General features: G+C 38.5%; 19 protein-coding genes. 11 read left to right on the top strand and 8 right to left on the bottom strand.

Annotation, left to right across the window (positions count from 1 at the left end):
* The first annotated feature begins 147 nt into the window (after window positions 1–147).
* Genes H7U01_RS03220 through dltD form a run of 5 tightly spaced genes read left to right on the top strand, consistent with a single transcriptional unit; the run spans window position 148 to window position 4600 of the window.
* Window positions 148–279, top strand: a complete 132-nt coding sequence (locus H7U01_RS03220) for a teichoic acid D-Ala incorporation-associated protein DltX (protein ID WP_002885174.1) — start codon at window positions 148–150, stop codon at window positions 277–279.
* An 8-nt stretch (window positions 280–287) separates the two neighbouring features.
* Window positions 288–1838 carry a D-alanine--poly(phosphoribitol) ligase subunit DltA gene (gene dltA, locus H7U01_RS03215; protein ID WP_004182015.1) on the top strand — a complete coding sequence of 517 codons (1551 nt, stop codon included), beginning with the start codon at window positions 288–290 and terminating at the stop codon, window positions 1836–1838.
* On the top strand, window positions 1835–3082 hold the full coding sequence (gene dltB, locus H7U01_RS03210; protein WP_073689331.1) for a D-alanyl-lipoteichoic acid biosynthesis protein DltB: 1248 nt from the start codon (window positions 1835–1837) through the stop codon (window positions 3080–3082). The genes dltA and dltB overlap by 4 nt, the downstream gene beginning before the upstream one ends.
* Window positions 3083–3099: 17 nt before the next feature.
* Complete coding sequence (gene dltC, locus H7U01_RS03205) at window positions 3100–3339, top strand: D-alanine--poly(phosphoribitol) ligase subunit DltC (protein WP_002891149.1); 240 nt, start codon at window positions 3100–3102, stop codon at window positions 3337–3339.
* On the top strand, window positions 3332–4600 hold the full coding sequence (dltD, locus tag H7U01_RS03200; protein WP_195435298.1) for a D-alanyl-lipoteichoic acid biosynthesis protein DltD: 1269 nt from the start codon (window positions 3332–3334) through the stop codon (window positions 4598–4600). Before dltC ends, dltD begins: the two co-directional genes overlap by 8 nt.
* A gap of 182 nt (window positions 4601–4782) precedes the next feature.
* Here the strand turns inward: dltD and H7U01_RS03195 are convergent, their stop codons facing one another.
* Both H7U01_RS03195 and pabB read right to left on the bottom strand, forming a co-directional pair.
* A complete protein-coding gene (locus tag H7U01_RS03195; protein ID WP_201041104.1) occupies window positions 4783–7419 on the bottom strand; it encodes a calcium-translocating P-type ATPase, PMCA-type in 2637 nt (878 codons plus the stop codon).
* 210 nt (window positions 7420–7629) lie between these two features.
* Window positions 7630–9360 carry an aminodeoxychorismate synthase component I gene (gene pabB, locus H7U01_RS03190; protein ID WP_037600770.1) on the bottom strand — a complete coding sequence of 577 codons (1731 nt, stop codon included), beginning with the start codon at window positions 9358–9360 and terminating at the stop codon, window positions 7630–7632.
* Window positions 9361–9506: 146 nt separating this feature from the next.
* Between pabB and H7U01_RS03185 the strand changes: the two genes are divergently transcribed.
* The 3 genes from H7U01_RS03185 to metF all read left to right on the top strand — a co-directional run bounded on the left by H7U01_RS03185 (window position 9507) and on the right by metF (window position 13421).
* On the top strand, window positions 9507–9857 hold the full coding sequence (locus H7U01_RS03185; protein ID WP_037600767.1) for a hypothetical protein: 351 nt from the start codon (window positions 9507–9509) through the stop codon (window positions 9855–9857).
* A gap of 252 nt (window positions 9858–10109) precedes the next feature.
* Window positions 10110–12359, top strand: coding sequence for a 5-methyltetrahydropteroyltriglutamate--homocysteine S-methyltransferase (metE, locus tag H7U01_RS03180; protein WP_201041103.1), 2250 nt, complete (start codon window positions 10110–10112; stop codon window positions 12357–12359).
* Between the two features lie 186 nt (window positions 12360–12545).
* The gene (metF, locus tag H7U01_RS03175) at window positions 12546–13421 is read left to right on the top strand and encodes a methylenetetrahydrofolate reductase [NAD(P)H] (protein WP_013990458.1); all 876 of its coding nucleotides are present in this window, start codon (window positions 12546–12548) and stop codon (window positions 13419–13421) included.
* Between the two features lie 137 nt (window positions 13422–13558).
* Here metF and H7U01_RS03170 read toward each other — a convergent pair whose 3' ends face one another.
* The 4 genes from H7U01_RS03170 to H7U01_RS03155 all read right to left on the bottom strand — a co-directional run bounded on the left by H7U01_RS03170 (window position 13559) and on the right by H7U01_RS03155 (window position 17181).
* Complete coding sequence (locus H7U01_RS03170; protein ID WP_037600760.1) at window positions 13559–15277, bottom strand: phospho-sugar mutase; 1719 nt, start codon at window positions 15275–15277, stop codon at window positions 13559–13561.
* Window positions 15278–15358: 81 nt separating this feature from the next.
* Window positions 15359–15931 carry an ECF transporter S component gene (locus tag H7U01_RS03165; RefSeq protein WP_021144028.1) on the bottom strand — a complete coding sequence of 191 codons (573 nt, stop codon included), beginning with the start codon at window positions 15929–15931 and terminating at the stop codon, window positions 15359–15361.
* Window positions 15932–15959: 28 nt separating this feature from the next.
* Window positions 15960–16505, bottom strand: coding sequence for a phosphopantothenoylcysteine decarboxylase (gene coaC / locus H7U01_RS03160; RefSeq protein WP_201041102.1), 546 nt, complete (start codon window positions 16503–16505; stop codon window positions 15960–15962).
* The gene (locus tag H7U01_RS03155; protein ID WP_201041101.1) at window positions 16498–17181 is read right to left on the bottom strand and encodes a phosphopantothenate--cysteine ligase; all 684 of its coding nucleotides are present in this window, start codon (window positions 17179–17181) and stop codon (window positions 16498–16500) included. The genes coaC and H7U01_RS03155 overlap by 8 nt, the downstream gene beginning before the upstream one ends.
* A gap of 194 nt (window positions 17182–17375) precedes the next feature.
* Between H7U01_RS03155 and H7U01_RS03150 the strand changes: the two genes are divergently transcribed.
* The 3 genes from H7U01_RS03150 to H7U01_RS03140 all read left to right on the top strand — a co-directional run bounded on the left by H7U01_RS03150 (window position 17376) and on the right by H7U01_RS03140 (window position 21323).
* Entirely contained in the window at window positions 17376–19046 is a 1671-nt protein-coding gene (locus H7U01_RS03150; protein WP_004182072.1) for a formate--tetrahydrofolate ligase, read from the top strand.
* 197 nt (window positions 19047–19243) lie between these two features.
* Window positions 19244–19918: a response regulator transcription factor gene (locus tag H7U01_RS03145; RefSeq protein ID WP_021144033.1), complete on the top strand. Its 675-nt coding sequence runs from the start codon at window positions 19244–19246 to the stop codon at window positions 19916–19918.
* A complete protein-coding gene (locus H7U01_RS03140) occupies window positions 19908–21323 on the top strand; it encodes a sensor histidine kinase (protein WP_037620265.1) in 1416 nt (471 codons plus the stop codon). The genes H7U01_RS03145 and H7U01_RS03140 overlap by 11 nt, the downstream gene beginning before the upstream one ends.
* Before the next feature lie 77 nt (window positions 21324–21400).
* Here H7U01_RS03140 and rpsT read toward each other — a convergent pair whose 3' ends face one another.
* The gene (rpsT, locus tag H7U01_RS03135; protein ID WP_004182129.1) at window positions 21401–21637 is read right to left on the bottom strand and encodes a 30S ribosomal protein S20; all 237 of its coding nucleotides are present in this window, start codon (window positions 21635–21637) and stop codon (window positions 21401–21403) included.
* Between the two features lie 69 nt (window positions 21638–21706).
* A complete protein-coding gene (gene coaA / locus H7U01_RS03130; RefSeq protein WP_201041100.1) occupies window positions 21707–22627 on the bottom strand; it encodes a type I pantothenate kinase in 921 nt (306 codons plus the stop codon).
* Window positions 22628–22739 lie beyond the last annotated feature (112 nt).

The raw sequence follows: 22739 nt of genomic DNA, 5'->3' as shown, positions 1-22739 counted from the left end.
TTTTGATTTTAGCCAATCATGTATCACGGAAACTTATTAATGAAAAAGAAATGAAATTTAGTTATTTTTTCTTTTTTATTGGAAAAAATACTGATAAGATGGTAAACTAAAGAGGATATTATATAAAAAAAGGTATCGAAAATTAGAATGTTAAAACATAAAAACGTCCTGGTATTTTTAGGACAAACCTTGCTTTATTTCGCCATTTTTATGGCCCTAATTTATCTCTACAATTACCTAGGACAAGGTCAAGGTAATTTTATCTATAACGAATTTTAGGAAGAATAATGACGAATACAAAAATTAAAGATATGATTGAAACGATTGAGCAGTTTGCTCAATCACAACCTGACTTTCCTGTTTACAATATTTTAGGGGAAGTTCACACTTACGGCGACTTGAAGGCTGACTCAGATAGCTTGGCAGCTAAGATTGATAGTCTTGATATTCCAGAAAAATCACCTGTTGTGGTTTATGGCGGTCAAGAGTATGAAATGTTGGCAACTTTTGTCGCTTTGACTAAATCTGGTCACGCTTATATTCCAATTGACAGTCACTCAGCTCTTGAGCGCGTGACGGCTATCGTTGAAGTAGCAGAGCCTAGTCTGATTATTGCTATTAATGACTTCCCACTTGAGGATGTCCAAGCTCCAATCCTAACATTGGATCAAGTGACAACAGCTTTTGAAAGCAAGACTAGCTACGAAGTGACTCATCCTGTTAAGGGGGATGATACTTATTACATCATCTTCACATCAGGAACTACAGGTAAGCCTAAAGGGGTACAAATTTCACACAATAATCTCCTTAGTTTCACTAACTGGATGATTACGGACAAGGAATTTGCGACTCCAAAACGTCCTCAAATGCTGGCTCAACCACCTTATTCATTTGACCTATCGGTAATGTACTGGGCACCAACATTGGCACTTGGAGGAACACTCTATGCGCTTCCTTCAGCTATTACACAGGACTTCAAGAAGCTCTTTGAAACGATCTTCTCACTTCCAATTGCTATTTGGACATCAACACCATCTTTTGCAGATATGGCAATGTTGTCTGAAGACTTCAATGCAGAGAAGATGCCAGAAATTACGCATTTCTATTTTGATGGAGAAGAGTTGACTGTCAAGACTGCTCAAAAGCTTCGCCAACGTTTCCCAGAAGCACGTATTATCAATGCTTACGGACCAACTGAAGCAACTGTCGCCTTATCAGCAGTAGCAGTAACTGATGAGATGCTGGCTAACCTTAAGCGTTTGCCGATTGGTTATACCAAGGAAGATTCACCGACTTATATTATCGATGAGGATGGCAATATCCTTCCAAATGGTCAACAGGGTGAAATCATCGTATCAGGACCAGCAGTTTCAAAAGGATATATGAACAATCCTGAAAAGACTGCGGAAGCCTTCTTCGAGTTTAATGGCCTTCCTGCTTACCATACTGGTGATGTAGGAACGATGACTGATGAAGGTCTCCTTCTTTACGGCGGTCGTATGGACTTCCAGATTAAATTTAATGGTTTCCGTATTGAGTTAGAGGATGTTTCACAAAACCTTAATAAGTCTAAGTATATTGATTCAGCAGTGGCTGTGCCACGTTACAATAAAGACCATAAGGTTCAGAATCTCTTGGCTTATGTGATTCTTAAGGATGGTGTTCGTGAGCAGTTTGAACGTGAAATTGATATCACCAAGGCGATTAAGGCTGACTTAGAAGATATCATGATGTCTTATATGATGCCTACTAAATTCCTCTATCGTGAGAGCTTGCCTTTAACACCAAATGGGAAAATTGATATCAAGGGTCTTATCAGTGAGGTTAACAACCGATGATTGACTTCTTGAAACAGCTCCCCCATTTAGAAGCCTACGGTAACCCCTTCTATTTTATCTATCTTGGATTAGCTCTATTGCCAATCTTTGTGGGTCTCTTCTATAAAAAGCGTTTTGCGATTTATGAATGTTTGGTCAGTCTAGCCTTTATTGTTCTCGCTCTGACAGGAACACATGCTAGCCAATTACTAGCCTTACTTTTCTATATCGTTTGGCAAATCATCTGGGTTTATTCCTACAAACATTACCGCAGTAAAAAGGACAATAAATGGGTTTTCTATTTACACTCATTTCTAGTAGTCCTTCCCTTGATTTTTGTTAAGGTAGAGCCTGCGATAAATGGTACTCAGTCACTCTTAAACTTTCTTGGTATTTCTTACTTGACCTTCCGATCAGTTGGTATGATTATCGAGATGCGGGATGGTGTCTTAAAAGAGTTTACACTTGGAGAATTCCTCCGATTCATGCTCTTTATGCCAACCTTTACGAGTGGTCCTATTGATCGCTTCAAACGCTTTAACGAAGATTACCAAGCGATTCCTGAGAGAGATGAGTTGATGAATATGTTGGAGCAAGCTGTCAAGTATATTATGCTCGGTTTTCTCTATAAATTTGTCTTGGCTCAAATTTTTGGAAGTATGCTTTTACCTTCACTGAAAACACAAGCTTTAGCTCAAGGTGGTATCTTTAATTTACCAACACTTGGTGTCATGTATGTTTTCGGTTTTGATCTCTTCTTTGACTTTGCGGGTTACTCGATGTTTGCCTTGGCAGCATCAAACCTTATGGGGATAAAGAGCCCAATCAACTTTGACAAACCTTTCATCTCACGAGACTTGAAAGAATTTTGGAATCGTTGGCATATGAGCTTGTCTTTCTGGTTCCGTGACTTTGTCTTTATGCGTTTGGTTATGGTTTTGATGCGAAATAAAGTTTTCAAAAATCGTAACACGACGTCAAATGTGGCCTATGTCATTAATATGATGGTTATGGGATTCTGGCATGGGGTTACTTGGTACTACATTGCTTACGGTATTTTCCATGGTATTGGTCTAGGACTTAATGATGCCTGGTTGCGCAAGAAGAAGACCATTAATAAAGAACGTAAGAAAGCTGGTCTTGAGCCACTTCCTGAAAATAGATGGACGAAGGCTTTGGGAATCTTTATTACATTTAACACTGTTATGTTGTCATTCTTGATTTTCTCTGGATTCTTGAATGACCTCTGGTTCACTAAAAAATAAGTAAAGGAATTATAAAAATGGATGTAAAATCAGAAGTTATTGAAATTATTGATGAACTTTTCATGGAAGATGTTTCTGACATGATGGACGAAGACCTTTTCGATGCTGGTGTTCTCGATTCAATGGGAACAGTTGAGCTTATCGTTGAATTGGAATCACGTTTCGATATTCGTGTACCAGTTTCAGAATTTGGTCGTGATGACTGGAACACAGCTAATAAGATTGTTGAAGGGGTAACGGAGCTTCGCAATGCTTAAGCGTTTATGGCAGATTTTTGGTCCAGTAATTTGTGCCTTGGTATTGGTAGTGGTAGTTATATATGCCTACCCACAAGGCAGAAAACATAGTTATGTGGCTGAAAAACGTAGTGCAGTAACACTGACAAATGAAAACTTTAAGAGTCGGATGAACAAAACTACAGCTCTTTCAGATAAGAAGCATCGATTTGTCCCTTTCTTTGGGTCAAGTGAGTGGTTGCGTTTTGATGCTCTTCATCCAGCTGTTTTGGCTGAAAAGTACGACCGTAACTATCGCCCATACTTTATTGGACAACGTGGTGCTGCATCTCTAAACCAATATTTGGGAATGCAACAAATGCTTCCAGAATTACAAAACGGTACAGCTGTGTACGTCTTGTCTCCACAATGGTTTACTAAAAAGGGGTATAATTCTGCAGCTTTTCAGCAGTTCTACAATAACGACCAACTTAGTAGTTTCTTAAGTGAAATTCAGACGGATGCAAATTCTCAGTATGCAGCTCAACGTATCTTAGAGATGAAGCCTGAGATTACTATGAAATCTCAACTTTCTAAAGTGGCTAAGGGGCAAGAGTTAAATTCACTTGATAAGACTTATATTCAATTTATGGCAGAGCTTAATAAGCGAGAAGATGCCTTGTTTAGTCCTTTAGCAGCATCAAATAACGCTAATTACGAGAAGAAAGTTCTTCCTTATCTTAAAGAGTTGCCAGACAAGCTCTCTTATGAGGCACTTGATCAGGTTGCTGTAAGAGATGCAGAAGCCCATACTAAGTCAAACGACTTTGGTATCGATGACCGTTTCTATAAGAAACGTTTGTCTAAGAAGATTGGTAAACTTAAAGGTTTCCAGAAAAATCTTTCTTATGAAGTTTCACAAGAATACGGTGACCTACAGTTGGTGCTAAATCAATTTGCTAAGTCAAATACTAATGTCATTTTTGTCATCCCACCTGTTAATAGCAAGTGGATGGCTTATACGGGACTTAGTCAAGAAATGTATGATGCTACGGTTTCTAAAATCCGTTATCAATTGGAAAGTCAAGGCTTTACCAATATTGCAGACTTCTCAAAAGATGGAGATCAACCTTACTTTATGCAAGACACCATTCATATGGGATGGAAAGGATGGGTAGCCTTTGACAAGGCTGTTGATCCATTTGTAAGTAATCCAACACCTGCACCTAGCTATAACTTGAACGACCGCTTTTATAGTAAGGATTGGGCAGGTTATACAGGGGCTCCTAGTCAGTTTAAGTAGTGTTACTTAATAAATCAGGATATAACAAATAGGCTTTAATAAGCCTTTTTGTTATAGAGTAATAGGAGAATAATATTGCTCTTATTATTTTTTATAGGTACCTTCAGAATTTATTAAAAAGGATTGGGGATTAACCCAATCCTTTTTGTCACTTTGAAGTTTTGTATTGCCTTAAACAGATCTTATTTGTTTTTAGTTAGAGCTTTTCGAATTAAATCTGCAGGGATAATCAAAACCGCGATAAGAAGAGCAACGATATAGTGTTCAACATCCATTGGAACGGTACTAAATACTTTACCACCGAATTGAATAATCAAGGTTTGAACGACAGCAATAGAAATCATTACAATTGAGAATTTCTTGTTTTCGCTGATATGTTCAAAAACATTAAATCCATTACTACGTGTGTTAAGTGAGTTGAAGATGACAGCATAGATAAATACTGTAAATGTGAATGTTGTGACCATTTCAAAGTTACCAGTTCCATTTGTGATAAAGTCTTGAATACCACCAACATTTTTAAGAATGGCTAAACATACGACAGTAATGAAGACACTTGCAACTCCGATAGCGGATTTCATATAACCAGTAAGAATATTTGCTTTCTTAGCAACTGGTTTTTCGTTCATATAACGATCTAGCGTAGGCTCTTCACCAAAGGCAAGGGCAGCAAGTGTGTCCATGATAAGGTTAATCCAAAGAATTTGGATGATTGTAAATGGCTCTTTGAGACCCAAAAGTGGTGATAGAAGTGACATGGCAATAGTCGTTACGTTAACAGTTAATTGGAAGATGATAAATTTACTTACTGACTTACTCATAGTACGTCCATAGAGGACGGCTTTTTCAATCGAAGTCAATGAGTTATTCAAGATAACGATATCTGAAGCTTCACGTGCAACTTCAGTACCATCACCCATTGAGAAACCGACATCAGCTGATTTTAAGGCAGGTGAGTCATTGACCCCATCACCTGTCATACCAGCGACCATTTCAAGGTCTTGAGCTGCCTCAATAAGACGTTTTTTATCCATTGGAAGGGCACGACTTACCACTTTTAAGTGAGGCAATTGTTGTTTAAGTTCTTGATCTGAGAGGGCAGAGAGTTCATCGTGAGTAAGGACAAGGTCATTTTCTCCAGTGACGATACCGGCTTCTTTAGCGATAGCAACAGCGGTTTCTTTACGGTCACCAGTTACCATAACTACTTGAACACCCGCACGGTTCATTGTTTCAACAGTTTGTTTAATTGAAGAACGAACGTTATCACGGATACATACGATACCAATCAAGACTTTATCATTACCATCTGTATTTAGGATAGCAAGCAAACGCATTGAACGGTTAGCTTGTTCCAATGACAATTCTTGGAAACGAGCTTTAATATCATCTGTAAAGTTTTGTTTATTACCATCTTTATCAAGATAGTAGTAGCAGTCATTTAGGATGAATTCTGGGGCACCTTTGATGTAAGTTTTTCCGTCCTTAGTTGTTACACTTGCGAATTTTGTTGCTGAGTTGAATTGTTGCTTCTCAGTAATTGTGTTCGTATCGAAATCAAGTTGAGAACGGCCAATAAGGAAATCAAGAAGTGCACGGTCAGTGGCATTACTACCAACAGCACTGCCATCAGCTACCATGGCATCGTTGTTAAGACCGATACCATTAATCATTTCAGCTTTAAGGCTATCTGACATTGTGTCAAAATCAGGAGCATCAGTTTCACCAGTAGCCGCATAAAGTGTTCCATCAGCAAGGAAGAAGTCAACTACAGATAGTTTACCTTCTGTGATGGTACCAGTCTTATCACTGAAGAGGATATTCATGTATCCGGCTGTTTCAATGGTATCAGGATGGCGAACTAAGATATTTTGAGCTAAAAGTCGTCCTGAGTTCATTGAGGAAACGAGTGCCAACATCATTGGCAGACCTTCTGGAACGGCCATGATGATGATTGTAACCGCAAAGAGAATTGTTTCAATGATAAGGAGGAAGATTGAACCACCATTGAGGTTATTAGCCTTATTAAGGGCAATAAAGCCTAATACAAGGTTGATTACTGAGTATGCAGCACCTGCACTATAACCGAGGACACCGATATTACCAGCAAGCTTGTTAAGTTTCTCTTTAGATGGTGAATCTTTACTATCTTCTTGAAGAGAAGTATTGATGCTTCCAAGAACGGTGTTATCACCAATTTGTGTAGCTTCCATAACAGCTTCACCCGAAGTAACAACTGTACCACGGAAGACTTTGAGCTCTGTAAAGAGATCCGAAGAGTCTGGCTCTTTTTGATCACCAAGAGGAAGTTTTTTAGCATCTTCACTTTCACCATTAAGGACAGCTTGGTTGACTTTTAACTCACCTTCCAAGATGATACCATCAACTGGAATCTTGTCCCCTGATTGAAGGAGAATCTGATCACCTTTTACAATATCATCAACGAGAACCTCTTTAAGTTTACCATCACGATAAACTTTAGCATTAGTTTTCGAAGCCTCTTCTTGAAGAGTGTTGAACTTTTGCTCATTGCGGTATTGTGAGACTGCTGAGAATCCAGTAGACATCAAAATGGCGAAAATTAGTGAGATAGCCTCATACCAATTAGCTTCACCAATAGCAGGGAAAATCATTCCAACAAAGTTGAAAATGATTTTTAATCCTAAGGCAGCCAAGAGGATAAGAATCCATTGATCTTGGAAGGCTTCGATAAAGATTGAGAGGAGCGAGTTAGCCTCTTTACTAGAGAGCCTATTATCGCCATGAGCGTTTTTACTTGCTTGAACTTCAGCAGAAGTCAAGCCTTTAAATTTTTTCATTTAAGGTTTGTATCCTTTCTAAATTGTTACTCAGTTTTAAGTCTAATAAATTTAAAGCCAAATAGTTCGTCATTTCAGTCAAGATAACTGGAATAACTATCAGTAAGTATTATACTTTATTTTACTACTAAATGGTTGATTTTTTTACCAATAGAATATTGAAGTTTCTTTAGTAAGAGTAGGAGAGAACAAAGAACTCGCTTTTTTTGTTTAGATATAATTATCTCCCTCCACCTTCAATTCATACAACCCTCTTACCGCATTACATCCGTAGATGGCCTGAGCCTGTTTCAGATCTTTTACAGTCAGGACTTTTTCTTTCAGCTTATTCTCAGCTATAAGACTTTGTCTGTAGATGCCATTTAAGAGGCCGAGGTGAACTGGTGGTGTGTAGAGTTGGTCTTCGATTTTAAGAACGATGTTACCGATAGAGGTTTCTAGGAGTTGTCCCTCGTGATTATAATAGATTTGTTCGTGAGGTTCGATACTAAGGTGAGGACGGTAACTTGTTTTAAAGAAGGTATAGGGGCTATCCAACGGATGTCTTTGCTCAACTAATCTTGCTTGGCAAAAGTCATCAGATAAGTTTGTTAATTGGCTATGTTCAAACTTCAGTTCACCATCTTTTTTAAGGGACAATTTAAGACGGTAGTCTGTGTTAAGGTCTAGTGATTGGCACAGAGCTGTGGCTTGATTGTGCGCTTTTTCTGCATTGAAAGGATAGTCAAAGTATCGGCTACTCTCTTGTAAACGTTTTATATGCTCCTCCAGAAAGAGGAGTTTTCCTTGATGAATACGACCGGTAGAAATGAGATCAAATTTTGGGTTCTGACGGTATAGAACAGCAGCTTTTTGCTTGGTTTCTTCGTATTCGGATTCCCAGTTACTGTCCCAGGTAATCCCCCCTCCGACACCATAGATAGCCTTGGTTTCTTCCATTTGTAGTGTCCGAATGGCTACGTTGAAAATACTAGGTCCCTGTGGCACCAAGATTCCAATAGCTCCACAATAAACACCTCGAGGCTGTTTTTCAACCTTCTTAATAATCTCCATGGTTGCTATTTTTGGGGCACCTGTAATCGATCCGCATGGAAAAAGGGCTTGGAAGACATCGCATAAACTTCTATTTGTCAGGAGTTGCGTTTCAATTGTCGAAGTCATTTGCCAAACTGTAGAGTATTGTTCAACTTGGCAAAGGCTCTTAACATCTTCACTTCCTATTTTAGAAATACGATTCATGTCATTTCTAAGAAGATCAACAATCATCATATTTTCAGAGCGATTTTTTTGGTCCTGAGCTAGCCATCTTGCTTGTGCAAGGTCAGTTTCAGTTGTTAAACCTCGATTGGTAGTACCTTTCATAGGACGAGTAGTCAACTTATCTCCATCTTTTTTAAAGAAGAGTTCTGGACTTATAGAAATGATAGAAACATCATCGTGCTGAATAAAGGCATTGTAATGGGCATTTTGCTCAACAACCAATCGATTGTAGATGACAAAGGGATCAGCTGTCAGGTTCTGTTGAAGTTGAACAGTATAATTGACCTGATAAGTATCACCTTGTCGAATATGGTGGTGTATATGCTCAATAGCAGCCTTGTATTCCTCAGCAGAAGTTAGCTCTTGCCAAGATTTTGGTAAGGTAATAGGGTCATAAGTAAGTGGAATAGGCTCTGTTTGAACAGTTTCATGAACAGTGAAGTAGAGGAGATACTCAGACATTAATGGACCATCAATAACCTGAAATTTTGTCTCGAAGGCAGGGGCTGCTTCATAGGAAACATAACCTACTGCATAATAACCTTCATTTTGATAGGCTTCGAGTTCATCTAAAAGGGGTTTGACTTCCTTAATGTCCTTTGTTTTTAGTTCTTTAATGGCGTCTGTAAAGATTTGTCTGACACCAAGTTCTTTAAAATCAATAACAGTTTTCTTATGCATACTTAGAGTATAACATAAGAAGTTTCCCTCTGGTTCTTTTTCATGTTTTAATTATCTTTCTCAAAATTTTAACCAAAAATGAACTTTTCAGATAGTTTTACATATGTTATAATGATAGGGACTAAAAGAAGATTTTAGAGGGAAATATGACTGAAAAAAATAACTTTGAGAAAGGCAACAGCAGCCTTTCAAACAATAAAATGAAAAAAGGCACTTCTAAGAATTCATGGAAGCACCAGATGTACGAGCTAGAAATAGCTATTGCTAAAGAGTCAAGTAACAAAAAAAGAAATGAACTCATTAAACTTCATAATGGCTATATGAGTGAGTATGATAGCTTAAAGAAACAAATCATATGGTTAGCCGTCTTGGGAATTTGTTTCTTATTAGTATTGGCAATTTTTGGTTATTTTATTTGGAATAGTTACAATAGTGAGAATATGTCTTATACATCATCTTGGCTTCAAGAGAGGGTACTGAGCACTTATAGAGCTTAGTGTTCTGATCCTAGTAAATAATAGAGTCTCTAGACAAAAGTCTAGGGATTTTTTGATATAAAAAGGGATTTAGTAAGTCAATATATAGTTATTAGCTATAACGATATCTAAGTAAAAGGAGATAACAGAAGTCGATAACCCTTTATTTTATAGGGTATAGTCTAAAACTATATATAGAGAAAACTAATAGCAATTATACAGCTACCCATTTCTTTGGTAAGATAAGTTCAACAACAAAGAGGAGGACACAAGATGTCAACTACTATCATTGGTTTCCCACGTTTGGGTGAATTCCGCGAATTAAAATTTACAACAGAAAAATACTTTAGAAATGAAATTACTGCAGATGAACTTTTAGCAGCAGCCAAAGACTTGCGTGCAAAACACTGGAATATTGTTAAAGAGAAGGGTATCACTGAAATTCCTTCAAATGATTTTTCACATTACGATAACTTCCTTGATGCAGCTTTCCTTTTCAACGTCGTACCTGAATCTGTTCAGAACTTGAATTTGACAGATCTTGAACGTTACTTTGCTTTGGCGCGTGGTTACCAAGGTGAAAAAGGGGATGTACGTGCCCTTCCTATGAAAAAATGGTTTAACACTAACTACCATTACATCGTTCCTAAATTTGAAAAAACAACAGAAGTTAAACTTGCTGGTCACAAGATTTTTGATGAGTACCAAGAAGCTAAAGAATTGGGACTTAACACACGTCCAGTTGTCGTTGGACCATTCACTTTCCTTCAATTATCTGACTTTGAGGACGGTGTGAAAGCAGAAGACTTTGTAGACAGCTTTGTGGCAGCTTACCAAGAAGTCTTTGCAAAATTGGCAGAGCTTGGTGCGACTCGTATCCAACTCGATGAGCCAGCCCTTGTTAAAGATTTGACAGCTGAAGAAAAAGCTCTCTTCTTGAATCTCTACAACAAACTCTTGGCTGATAAAAAAGGTCTTGAAGTCTTGATCCAAACTTACTTTGGTGATGTTCGTGATGTCTACAATGATCTTGTGAACTTGCCAGTTGATGGTATTGGTCTTGACTTTGTTGAAGGTAAGAAAACACTTGAATTGGTTAAAGGTGGTTTCCCAGCTGATAAGACTCTCTATGCCGGTATCGTCAATGGTAAAAACATCTGGCGTAACAACTACGAGAAGAGTCTTGCAATTCTTGAACAAGTGCCAGCTGAAAATGTTGTTTTGACAACATCTTGCTCACTTCTTCATGTGCCATTTACAACTGCTAATGAAGAATTTGAACCAGCTATTTTGAACCACTTTGCTTTTGCAGTTGAAAAATTGGACGAATTGCGTGATTTGGATGCTATCCGCAATGGTCAAGGTGAAGAAGCCCTTGCTGCTAACAAAGAACTCTTTGCGACTGAGCGTGTTGGTGAAAATGCTGAACTTCGTGCTCGTATTGCAGGGTTGACTGAAGCTGATTATACTCGTTTGCCAGCATTTGCAGAACGTGAAGCGATTCAAAAAGATGCTTTCAAACTTCCATTGCTTCCAACAACAACTATCGGTTCATTCCCTCAAACTAAGGAAGTTCGTGCGAAACGTTTGGCTTTCCGTAAGAATGAATTGTCACAAGAAGAATACGATGCTTTCCTTGCTGAAATCACTGATGAATGGATTAAATGGCAAGAAGAAGTTGGATTTGATGTGCTTGTACACGGTGAATTCGAACGTAACGACATGGTTGAATACTTTGGTCAAAACTTGTCAGGTTACCTCTTCTCTAAAAATGGTTGGGTTCAATCATACGGTATGCGTGGGGTTAAACCACCAATCATCTGGGGTGATGTGACTCGTCTTAACCCAATCACTGTGAAATGGTCTAGCTACGCACAAAGCCGTACAGACAAACCTGTTAAAGGTATGTTGACTGGACCTGTTACTATCCTTAACTGGTCATTCCCACGTGAAGATATCTCTATCAAGGATTCAACTCTTCAAATTGCTCTTGCAATCAAAGATGAAGTTCTTGACCTTGAAGCTGCAGGCGTGAAAATTATCCAAATTGACGAAGCTGCTCTTCGCGAAAAATTGCCGCTCCGTCGTAGTGACTGGTATGAAGACTACCTCGACTGGGCAATTCCAGCCTTCCGTTTGGTACACTCAACTGTAGCACCAGACACACAAATCCACACTCACATGTGTTACTCAGAATTTACAGATATCATCCCAGCTATCGATAACTTAGATGCTGACGTTATCTCATTTGAAGCTAGCCGTTCAAATCTTGAAATCTTGGATGAACTTAAAGCTCAAAACTTCCAAACAGAAGTTGGACCTGGGGTTTACGATATCCACTCACCACGTGTCCCACAAGACGGTGAAATTGACCACACTATCGAAGCAATCTTGGCTAAAGTACCAAGCGGTAAAGTATGGATCAACCCTGACTGTGGTTTGAAGACTCGCGGAATCAAAGAAACTAAAGAAAGCTTGATCAAGCTTGTAGAAGCTGCAAAAGCAGCTCGCGAAAACTTGTAAGCAGAAGTTATCATACGTTGAAGACCTTCTTCCTTAAGTGTAGAAGGTTTTCAATAGCAAATAATTTTCTAAAGATTTTTGCAAGCAGGCTATGATTAACACGTGTTTAACTGTACTTATGAAGTCAATAGGCACTTAAAACAGCTTTTGTCTTAACAAAAATCTAAAAAGAAGAAGGTATAAAATATGACAAGCCAAACACCATCACTCTCTTTTGAAGTCTTTCCACCTAACCCTGCAGTAGGTAACGAAAAAATTCTACGTGCCCTTGAGGATATGCAAGGATTGGCTCCACACTTTATCAGTGTGACAGCTAGTAATAACAAATATAATATCAAAGAGACGACGGTTCCTTTGGCAGATCATATTCAAAATGACCTAGCCATCCCAACGATTGCCCACCTTCCGGCTATCTATTTGAGTAAAGAAAAGGTTGCTGATACCTTACGTGACTTGGATGCTGTTGGTGTACACCGTATCTTAGCCCTACGTGGTGATATCATTCCTGGTGTGGAACCTCTTAAAGACTTTAGATATGCCACTGATTTGATTGAGTTTATTAAGGAAGAAGCTCCTCAATTTGATATCATCGGTGCCTGCTATCCTGAAGGGCATCCAGATTCGCCAAATCAAATCTCTGATATCCAAAACCTTAAGAAAAAGGTTGATGCAGGTTGTTCTAGCCTTGTAACTCAACTCTTCTTTGACAATGAACGTTTCTATGATTTTCAAGATAAATGTACCTTGGCTGGAATTGATGTACCAATTCATGCGGGTATTATGCCTATTTTGAATCGTAACCAAGCCCTACGTTTGCTTAAGACTTGTGAGAATATCCATTTACCACGTAAGTTCCGTGCCATTTTGGATAAGTATGAGCATGATCCTGAGTCACTTAGAGCGGCAGGTCTTGCCTATGCTATTGACCAGATTGTCGATCTTGTTACGCAAGATGTTGCAGGCGTTCACCTCTACACCATGAATAATGCAGAGACCGCTCGTCATATTCATGGAGCTACTCATTCCTTGTTTAAGCATCATTCACAAGTTAGCGCTCTATAATTAAATCATAAAACTACCACCTATAGATTAGTCTATAGGTGGTTGCTTGTTTCGAGTAGTAAAATGGGTGACTTGCTTACAATCCTAGTATTGTCGTGTATAAAAAAGACTTAGAGCTTAGCTCTAAGTCTTAAATATTATTCGCCTACGAAAGCATTGATTTCTGCTTCGATATTAGCAATTTTTTCTTTAGCATCTGCTTCAGATTCACCAACTGTAGCGATGTAGAATTTGATTTTTGGTTCTGTACCTGAAGGACGAACGGCAAACCATGAATCATCAGCCAAGATGTATTTAAGCACGTTACTTGGAGGAGTTGTCAATTTTTCAACGCCGTCAGCAGTAGTAGCTGTTTGTTCCAAGAAGTCTTCTGTCTTAGCAATGTCTGTGTTGTTGAATTGTTTAGGAGCATTACCACGGAATTTATCCATGATTTTCTTGATTTCAGCAGCTCCGTCAACACCTGAGAGGGTAACAGAGATTGTTTTTTCTGCGAAGTAGCCGTATTGTTTGTAGATTTCTTCGATACCATCTGCCAAAGTCATGCCACGTGAGCGGTAGTAAGCTGCGATTTCAGCAACGATAAGAACAGCTTGGATAGCGTCTTTGTCACGTACGAATGGTTTGATGAGGTAACCGAAGCTTTCTTCGAAACCAAGCATGTAAGTGTGGTTGTGTTGTGTTTCAAATTCATGGATTTTCTCACCGATAAATTTGAAACCAGTCAAGACGTTAAACATAGTTGCGCCGTAGCTTTCTGCAATCTTAGTCACCAACTCAGTTGATACGATTGATTTACAGAGGGCAGCATTTGCAGGAAGTGTACCAGCTGTTTTGTGAGCTTCAAGAATATATTTAGCAATGATAGCTCCGATTTGGTTACCAGAAAGGTTGAGGTAAGATCCATCTGGTTGGCGGATTTCAACACCAAGGCGGTCAGCATCTGGGTCAGTTGCAACCAATACATCAGCGTCTACTTTGCGACCAAGTTCTTCAGCAAGAGCAAAGGCAGCTTGGTTTTCAGGGTTTGGAGATTTAACAGTTGAGAAGTCAGCATCTGGAACAGCTTGAGCTTCAACAACTTGAACAGCTTCAAATCCAGCTTGTGCAAGAGCACGACGAGCCAACATTTCACCAGTACCATGAAGTGGAGTGTAGACAATCTTCATGTCACGACCGTATTCATTGATCAAGTCTTGGTTAATGTTAACGCCTTTCACTTCTTTCAAGTATTCAGCGTCGACGTTTTCACCGATAACTTCAATCAAGCCGCTAGCTTTGCTTTCTTCAAGGTCAGCCAATTGCACAGTGAAAGGATTTTCGATAGCACGGATGTAATCTGTCAAAGCATCAGCATCTGCAGGTGGCATTTGTCCACCGTCTTCACCATAAACCTTGTATCCATTAAATGGAGCAGGGTTGTGGCTAGCTGTTACCATGATACCAGCAAATGTGTGGAGATGACGAACAGCAAATGACAATTCAGGTGTTGGACGTAGGCTTTCAAATACATAAGATTTGATACCGTGAGCAGCCAAAACTTGAGCAGATTCAAAAGCAAACTCTGGAGAGAAGTGACGGCTATCGTAAGCGATAGCAACACCACGTTTTTTAGCTTCTTCCCCTTTTGAGTCAATCAATTGGGCCAAACCTTCAGTTGCTTGGCGAACAACGTAAATGTTAATGCGGTTAGTACCAGCACCAATCAATCCACGCATACCAGCTGTACCGAATTCAAGGTTGGTATAGAAGGCATCTTCTTTCGTTTTTTCATCCATTGCGACCAACTCATCACGAAGGTAAGCAGGCAATTCAGCGAAGTCGAGCCATTTTTGATAATTTTCAGTGTAAGACATAGCAATCTCCTTTATATTTTTAAACGCTTACATTATACCATAATTAAAGGAAAAAAACATGGTAATCACCATGTTTTTTCTTTATTTTTTCAATCTTAATAACACAGGTGTGATACTTAGAGTTAACAGGCCAGCGATAATCATTTCAGCAATCGAATTTGTTGTGAAAATGGTTGCCATTAGTGTTTTGCCACCTGCTGTGTAGAAGTTAGGGATTAGGAAGTAGATGCCAAGAAGTACAAAAAATGTATTTGTGAAAGCACCTAAAACCCCAGATAGAGCCAGACCTAGACGATTTTGAAGTAACTTATAGACAAAGTATGGGAAAATACCGATTAGGATACGAGGGACGATGGCAATGACTGCAGATGCCCAAGTTCCTCCTTCAACAAAAGGACTAAAGAGATAGCTACTAACCGTATAGATAACAGTGTTGCGAATAATACTCATGATTCCCATGAAGCCACCTAAATAAGCTCCAATTTTAGGACCGTAGACGATGCTAGCGATAATGACTGGAATATGTGTTAGGGTTGGTTTGATTGGAAGTACAAAAGCAGCAAAGATGGTTTGACTGAGTACTTCGATTACAACCATTGTAGCTATCAAGAGGGATAACTGAGCCGTTTGGTTTGCTTTATTTTTCTTATTCATCATAAACTCCTTTTTATTCTCTGCAAGGCTATTTTGTTAAAGCATTGTCAATGGATTCAATAATGTCATCAATATCAGCTAAGGCACCACGTCCTATATCTCCACAAGCCAGTAAACCTGATTTTGGAAGAATTTCTTGATAGCCAACGTAATGTAGAGTATCTAAATTCTTCCTAGTCAGTGGATTTTCATACATTTTCGTATTCATTGCAGGGGCAATTAGTTTAGGGGTAGTACTAGGTAAAGCTAAAGCAGTGGCAGTAAGCATATTATCAGCTAGACCATGTGCTAATTTTGCAATGGTATTTGCTGAAGCTGGAGCTACAACAAAGAGGTCAGCTTCTTTACCTAAGTCAATATGATTAATACGTTCAGCCAATTTTTCTTCCATGACATCAGTGTGAACAGGATTCTTCGAAAGGACTTGAAGTGTTAGAGGAGTGATAAAGGCTCGCGCAGCTTCAGTCATAATGACGTGAACATCATAACTTTTTTTCTTTAACCTGCTTGTTAGATCAGCTGCTTTATAGGCAGAAATTGATCCTGAAACAGCAAGGATGATACGTTTAGTCATGGCATATCCTTTCAAATAAAGCTTGAGCAATAGCGGATTTGGTCGTAACTTTCTCCTCGTTATTTTCATCAACGAGATAGGCAATATGCTGATTTGGAGTAATGTCACTTAAGTCGTTGGCAACAATAATATCAGCTTGATTGCGTTTCAGACTTGCACGAGCAACGTCAAAAAGTTCTTCTTTATTCACATTAACCAAAAGTTTGAAGCCAATCAGTTGAATAGCAGGATTCCATTGTTTGACAAGGCTAATGACCTTCGGTGTTTTTTTAAGAAAAAGAACCTGATAATCTGAAGCCGATGATATCTTGCTTTCAGTATTAGACTTATGCAAGAATTGAGCGAGATCTTCGGTGTCCTCCAGTTCAGCAAAATCCATCATATAAATAGGAGTATAATCAGAGACTGCCATACTATGTATAAGAACATCGTGCTCTTTGACGAGTGGCTCCATCATTTTGAGAAGACTATCTACGTTCGTAATTTCTGTAATCTTTAGATTTTCTTTCGGTTCTGGTTTAACCGCTGTTTTGGTCGTTACTAAGGTTACTTGGTGCCCCTTAGCCAAGAAAAGCTCAGCGATTTCCTTTCCTAGATAACCTGTTGAATGGTTTGTGATTCCACGTACAGCATCAATCTTTTCAGTGGTACCACCCGATGTAATCAAAATTTTCATAGTAGTATTGTACTAAAAATTGCTTCTTTAGTAAATAATTGTAAGTAATTTTTGAGCTGTACCCTTATAAATTAAAGTTATAACGATTTATAATAAAACAAAAACCGAACATTGAAAAGTAATTGACCAAAAATAATGCGTTTTTTATCAAACTCTGATATAATAGATTTTAGAAAAATATAGAGGAGTGTCTCATGAAAACAGATATCGAAATTGCTCAAAGTGTAGAATTAAAACCAATCACAGAAGTAGTTGAAAAAGTTGGAATCGGCTTTGACGATTTGGAACTCTACGGAAAATATAAGGCAAAATTGTCATTTGATAAAATCAATGCAGTCAAAGACAATAAGCCAGGAAAATTGATTTTGGTAACAGCCATCAACCCAACACCAGCAGGTGAAGGTAAATCAACCATGTCAATCGGCCTTGCAGACGCTCTTAACAAAATTGGTAAGAAAACAATGATTGCCCTTCGTGAACCATCACTTGGTCCGGTTATGGGAATCAAAGGTGGTGCTGCAGGTGGTGGCTACGCTCAAGTGCTTCCGATGGAAGATATCAACCTCCACTTCACAGGGGATATGCACGCTATTACTACAGCAAATAATGCTTTGTCAGCCCTTCTTGACAACCATATTCATCAAGGAAATGCTCTCGGCATTGACCAACGTCGTATCATTTGGAAACGTGTGGTTGACCTTAATGACCGTGCGCTTCGTCATGTAAACGTTGGTCTTGGCGGACCACTTAATGGTATTCCACGTGAAGATGGTTTTGATATTACTGTTGCGTCTGAAATCATGGCGATTCTTTGCTTGGCTACTGATATTAATGACCTTAAAGAACGTTTGGCTAACATTGTAGTTGCCTACCGTTATGACCGTACACCAGTTTATGTACGTGATCTTGAAATAGAAGGTGCGCTTACCCTTATTCTTAAAGATGCCATCAAACCTAACTTGGTACAGACAATTTATGGGACACCAGCCTTGGTACACGGTGGTCCATTTGCCAACATCGCTCACGGATGTAACTCAGTTCTAGCTACAGCTACAGCTCTTCGTTTGGCTGATTATACGATTACTGAAGCAGGTTTTGGTGCTGACCTTGGTGCTGAAAAATTCCTTGATATCAAGACACCAAACCTCCCAACAACTCCTGATGCTGTTGTTATTGTTGCGACACTTCGTGCCCTTAAAATGCACGGTGGGGTAGCCAAAACTGACCTCTCTGAAGAAAATGTTCAGGCCGTTCGTGATGGCTTCGCAAACTTGAAACGTCATGTAGAAAACGTTCGTAAATTTGGTCTTCCAGCAGTCGTTGCTATTAACGAGTTTGTTGCTGATACAGAAGCTGAAATTGCAGCCCTTAAAGAACTTTGTGCAGAAATCGATGTTCCTGTTGAATTGGCTAGCGTTTGGGCTAATGGTGCTGATGGTGGTATTGACCTTGCCAACGCAGTAGTTGATGCTGTTGAAAATGGTAATGCCGACTATAAACGTCTTTATTCTGATGATGATAGCTTGGAAGAAAAAATCACTAAGATTGTTACTGAAATCTATGGTGGTAAATCAGTTGTCTTCGAGAAAAAAGCTAAGAACCAACTCAAACAATTTGCAGAATTCGGTTGGGATAAATTGCCAGTATGTATGGCCAAAACACAATATAGCTTCTCAGATAACCAATTCTTACTTGGAGCACCAGAAGGTTTTGATATCACTATTCGTGAATTTGTTCCTAAAACAGGTGCTGGATTTATCGTAGCTCTTACAGGTGACGTCATGACAATGCCTGGTCTTCCAAAAGCACCAGCAGCCCTCAAGATGGACGTAGCTGAAGACGGAACAGCTGTTGGTTTGTTCTAAGAAGAAATATCGATATAAAACAGTACCTATTGGTGCTGTTTTTTGTTTGAGTTATGAAAAACTTAAGGAAAGTTTAGTAGACTAAATCTAAATAAAAGAAGATCAAAGCACTAGATGATTACGTCTATTTTAGATATAATGATAAAACTTAGTCAAAGTGTTATTTGTATCTTTGACACCTAACAAGGGGGATAACTATGATTAAAATACTACTAGTAGAAGATGATTTGAGTTTGTCGAACTCAGTTTTTGATTTTTTAGATGACTTTGCTGATGTGATGCAAGTCTTTGATGGAGATGAAGGTCTCTACGAAGCTGAAAGTGGCGTCTATGATTTGATTCTTTTAGACCTTATGTTACCTGAAAAAGATGGTTTCACGGTTCTTAGAGAATTACGTGAAAAAGGTGTAACAACTCCTGTACTTATCATGACGGCTAAGGAAAGTCTAGATGATAAGGGTCATGGCTTTGAACTGGGTGCAGACGACTATCTAACCAAACCTTTCTATTTAGAAGAGTTGAAGATGCGTATTCAAGCACTTTTGAAACGATCTGGTAAATTTGACCAAAACACACTTTCTTTTGGTGATGTTCGTGTCAATCTTGCTACAAATTCAATCTTTGTGGGGGATAAAGAAGTAGAACTTCTTGGTAAAGAGTTTGATTTATTAGTTTACTTCTTACAAAATCAAAACGTGATTTTGCCTAAGTCACAAATTTTTGACCGTCTTTGGGGATTTGATAGTGATACCACAGTATCAGTTGTTGAGGTTTATGTTTCTAAAATTCGTAAGAAACTTAAAGGAACAGACTTTGCTGCCAATCTCCAAACCTTGAGAAGTGTGGGGTATATTTTGAAGAATGCTGACTAAATTTTTCAATTATCTCTTTAGGAGAATCAAGTCAGACGGATTTAAGTCGTTCATTCATTTCTTTGCCACTTTTTCTGGTATTTTCCTTATCATGACTGTCATGATTTTACAGATTCTGAGTTACGGCGTTTATTCCAATGTGGACTCTAGTCTGAAAATGGCAGCCACTAAAACCAATTCTTATTTAGAAATGGAAATGCTAAAACGGGAACTTTTTCTGACTTCTGAGGTAGATCAAAATAATACGACAACCATTTACCAAGCCTATGATACTAATGAGTCGACAGCTGAAACATCTGACTCGAGTGACTCTAAGAAAGAGCCTAAGAAGAAATCAAAGATAGAAGATGCTCCTCACGATTTATCAGTTGCGGCAAATACCAGTGTCTTGGTACTTGATAAGAGTGGAAAAGTCCTCAATGTCGTTGATAAATTTTCAAGCTTATCCAATTTACCAATAGACAAAAATAACATTGATGTTATCAGCAAGGGAAGTGCTCAGAATTATTTCGATCAAACGGAAAAGTACCGTCTGATTACTGAAAAAGTAGATAATAGCCTCTATCCTGATGCTAAGTACCTTGTTATTGCGATTAATACAACTCAATTGGAAGAAGCCACTGAACGTTATGTTAAGCTAATTGTCATCATGATGAGTTTCTTCTGGCTTTTATCTGTTGCGGCTAGTATGTATTTGGCTAAGTGGTCAAGACGTCCTATCCAGGAAAGCTTGGAGAAGCAGAAGGCTTTTGTTGAGAATGCTAGCCATGAGTTACGGACACCGCTTGCTGTGATTCAAAACAGATTAGAAGTTCTTTTCCGCAAGCCTGAGAGCACCATTCTAGATAATTCAGAGAATATTGCTTCAAGCCTTGATGAAGTACGCAACATGCGTCTTTTGACGACTAATCTTTTGAACTTGGCTCGTCGTGACGATGGTATTAAACCAGAAATCGAAACCTTAGAACCTGCTTTCTTTGATACAGTCTTTACCAACTATGCCATGATTGCAGAAGAAAATGAGAAAGGTTTCACGGCTCAAAACCAAGTTGGTCGTCCAATCCAGACTGATAAAACGTTATTGAAACAGTTAATGACCATCTTATTTGATAATGCTATTAAATATACGGAAGATGATGGACATGTTACCTTTACTGTTCGCACTAATGACCGCCATCTTTATATTTCTGTAGCTGATAATGGTCCTGGAATATCAGATAGTGATAAGAAAAAAATCTTTGATCGCTTTTATCGCGTAGATAAGGCTAGAACCAGACAAAAAGGTGGGTTTGGACTTGGCTTATCCCTAGCGCAACAAATTGTTTTAGCCCTAAAAGGAACAATTGTTGTTAAAGATAATCAACCAAAGGGAACGATTTTTGAAGTTAAGATTACTGGAGTTTAATTAATAAAGAAAACCTGCTAGGCGATAAGCTAGCAGGTTTTTTGGGTAATAAAAAAACTCCTAAATGGAGCTTTCAATTAGTTAGCCAATTTAGCTGCAAGACGTGATTTATCGCGGCTTGCTTTGTTTTTATGAATCAAACCTTTAGAAGCGGCTTTATCGATGCTAGCTGATGCAGCACGGTAAGCTTCTTCAGTTGGGTTAGCGTTGAATGCTTTAATAGCAGTACGCAAAGCTGATTTTTGAGCTGAGTTTTTTTCGTTTTGTTTAACGTTAAGTTCAGCGCGTTTGATAGCTGATTTAATATTTGCCAATGTTTTCACCTCCAAAATTTATCTAACTATGTCATTATACGTTATTTTAGGCCCCTTGGCAAGCTTTTTCTATTTTTTTAAGTGGATGAAGTCGATTTTATGATTGTCTCCCTTGTGAAGAATCAGTTCAGCTCGACTTCGTGTAGGTTCGATATAATTTTCCAGGTTAACCAAATTGATATCACGCCAGGTTTTTTGTGCTAAAGATAAAGCTTCATCCTTACTAAATTTAGTGAAACGATGGTAGTAGTTATTTTCATCTTTTTTGGCGAGCTCAAGAAGGGTTTGAAAACGTTCGAGATACCAGGATTCGATATTATTAACTTCAGCGTCAATGTAGAGAGAAAAATCAAAATAGTCACTCATGTAAAGTCGTTGGTTAATAGGGTTCTGGAAAACATTAATCCCTTCGACAATTAGAAAATTGGGCTGTCTGATTTCTTGGGTAAGTCCTGGTACAATATCATAAATTTCATGAGAGTAAACAGGAATATTGACATCACCACCATTTTTTATAGTATCTAAAAAGTTGAGAAGAAGTGGCATATCGTAGGACTCAGGGAAGCCCTTACGATTAAGGATGCCTTTTTCTTTCAAGGTTTGGTTAGGATAGAGAAAGCCATCAGTTGTCACAAGTTCAACATTAGATTGGGGAAAGGTACGCTGCAACAAGAGTTGAAGCAAACGACTGGTAGTGGATTTGCCAACAGCAACTGAACCAGATACCCCAATAATAAATGGACGGTTAGTCTGTGATTTTTGTAAAAAGATACTCTTAGAAAAGGTTAAATCATTGGCCGTTTTCTGATAGATACGAATGAGATTGATAAGGGGAAGATAAATATCACTAACTTCTTGCACATCGATCTTGTCATTAAGGCTACGAATGGAATCAAGTTCTTCCGCAGTCAATGGGGCATTACCTTCTTTATGAAGGCGTTGCCACTCCTTACGTGATATCGTTTCGAAATTGATAAATTCATTTAACATAGCTAACATTATAGCAGAAAAAAAGCCGGAATGTAAGCCTTATCATATCACTAGCCTTACTTTGGTATTTATGATACGATAAAGGGAAAAGACTATCTAGAAGGAAAAAATA

This window comes from Streptococcus sp. 21.1 (genome assembly GCF_016648635.1).
Classification (GTDB): domain Bacteria; phylum Bacillota; class Bacilli; order Lactobacillales; family Streptococcaceae; genus Streptococcus.
The sequence above is the reverse complement of the archived record's forward strand: the minus strand, read 5'-3'. Positions and strand labels throughout refer to the sequence as shown.